The sequence below is a fragment of the Vibrio qingdaonensis genome, assembly GCF_026191675.1.
Lineage (GTDB): Bacteria > Pseudomonadota > Gammaproteobacteria > Enterobacterales > Vibrionaceae > Vibrio > Vibrio qingdaonensis.
Map to the genome: position 1 here is coordinate 1 of NZ_JAKRRY010000098.1, position 2,392 is coordinate 2,392.

Annotated in this window: 1 protein-coding gene; it reads right to left on the reverse strand. The window is 43.2% G+C overall.

Going from position 1 to position 2,392, the window contains the following annotated elements; translation table 11 throughout:
* Positions 1-47: 47 nt before the first annotated feature.
* Entirely contained in the window at positions 48-1,802 is a 1,755-nt protein-coding gene (gene ltrA, locus MD535_RS25370) for a group II intron reverse transcriptase/maturase (protein ID WP_237300851.1), read from the reverse strand.
* Between the last annotated feature and the right edge of the window lie 590 nt (positions 1,803-2,392).

Below are 2,392 nucleotides of genomic sequence, written 5' to 3' on the forward strand. Positions count from 1 at the left end.
CGTAGAGTAGGAGCAAGTTCGCCATACCAGCTTCACAGCTGGCGGTTTTACTCACTCCTCTCTCCGAACCGGACGTGCGAGTTTCCCCGCATCCGGCTCTCCATTTGACAATCATCAACTCGCAGTTTCTTGTGTTCCATCATGTGATGCTTTCGACATAATGTTACCAAGTCTTTTACCGCCCACGATTTAACGCCTCTACGGTGATGAACTTGGATGTCATTTTGTTCTTTGCATATCACACATGCAAAGCTATCTCGCTTTAGTACCTTTAGTCGTCTATAGTGCCAGTCCTTTGGATACTCTCTATTATCTTCACGGCTCATCCGTGCTGTTAGATATATCGAAGGCTCTGGACCTTTGAGTCCTAGTGGTGGTTGGATTTCGTTACTGGACGGGACTAGATAGGGATGTTCAAATCCATTTCTGCCACGATTCCAATAACGAGAACGATTGAGCTCTTTTGCTGATGGCAGCCATTGATGTACTTGAATACCGAATGTATTCGCTACCCATCGTTGACGTTTCATGATTGTGCATGTTTTGTCCTTGATGAGTTGCACCTTTCTACTTCCTTTGTATTTTGCCAGTAACCACTTGTGGTATCTGTGCCACGCATAGCGACTGATCGCTTCTAAATCACTGAGTAAAGATGTATGTTTATAATATTCACACCACCCTCTAACTACTTGATTTATTTGTTTCATCTTCGTAACTTCATCATATAAAGTTTGGTTTCGTGTAGTAAGACTTTTAAGCTTAGCTTTCACACGCTTCACACTTTTCATTGAGGGGCGCAAGTGTACCACCCATCGTCCTTCCGAGTAGTTCCGTTTAATATAGAACCCCAAGAAGTCGTATCCTTTGTTAACGTGTGTAATTAAAGTTTTCTCCTCAGAAAGAGTAAGTTTTAGCTCTTCCTCCAGAAATTCCTTAATTTCAGCTTTAGCTTGCCTTACTCCAGCTATCCCATCATTTGATACGACAACAAAATCATCGGCATAGCGAACCATGGTATAATTACCGCGACCCGCTTTCCTCGTATTTTGTCTTTCTGATTGAGATAGCTGCCATTTCTTCGCTGCCCATTGATCAAATTCGTTCAAGTATAGATTTGCTAGCAGTGGGGAAATGATCCCCCCTTGCGGTACCCCTTCACGAGTTTGAGCAAATAGCTGCTTTTCCATGACACCGGCACGAAGAAAGCGATGGAGCAGAGAGATGAGTTTCCTATCTGCTATCCGCTTTTTTAACAATTTGAGTAATATTCGATGATTAACAGTGTCGAAGTAGCTTTTTAAGTCCCCCTCAATAACATAGAAATGTTTTGATATGGAGTTAGCTAAGGGCATCAACACTGCAATCGCATCCATAGTGCATCGACTTTTCCTAAACCCAAAGGAATAGGGATGAAAATCCGTTTCGTATATAGGATCGAGTGCCATTCTTATACCTTCCTGAACAATACGATCTCGTAAAGCCGGAATACCGAGAGGACGTTTGGTTCCATTCGGCTTTGGTATATAGACCCTCTTTACAGGTAGTGGACGGTAATTCCCTGACTTTAACTGTTCTATGATCAAAGACAGTTGTCTTTCATAGGTTTGTTTAAAGTAGTCGCGAGTTTTACCATCTACGCCATCTGTCCTACTTCCTGGCCTAGATAACACATTAATAGCAGCCTGATGTATCCATGTCTCCCAATGAAGAAGATCGTATAAACGATTAAATTTATACTCTGGATTCTCAGTTGCTTTCTTTGCAAGTGTTTGTTGTTTTTGGGCGATCGTTGAAAGCAACATTACCGTTGTTCTCCTGCTTAATTCACTTTTACAAACGTTTTGTCAAACTGCCTCCCTTCGCCATGTGATTAGCTTTCCTAACCTCGGACTACTACGAAGGCTCCGCCCTTTCTAATTGCATGTAGGTTCAGGCTCCCAGATCTTGTTGCCAAGATAACAATAGAAAGTTCCCAAGTTCACATATGTAACGTCACCATCTTGCCTTAGACTCTGACTGTACCCCTTGCACGGCTCGTCGCCGTGCTCGTCACTGGGAGACTTGAACTCGTATCTCTGTAGGAGCGTTCAGTCTCTATCCAAGCGAGATTTCTCCCCCCGTCATAGGTGGAGATCCAGTGACTCTGTCTTGTCCCTACCTTCATAACAGACAGTCCAACCTTCGAGGCGTCAAACATCAGTTTCTTTCGTAGTCTTAGCAAGACTCTGATTAGCAGCTCTCCATTTCGTAGGGGAAATGTCAGCCACATTGTCAAAACGGCTTCATACAACAGCCAGCCTAATGGAAGTTGCATGCGTTTCTAATCATTGATTACTCCTTGAAATCAAGCAATTACATTGCGTTTTACATATGCGCTTCTTGGCGCACCACT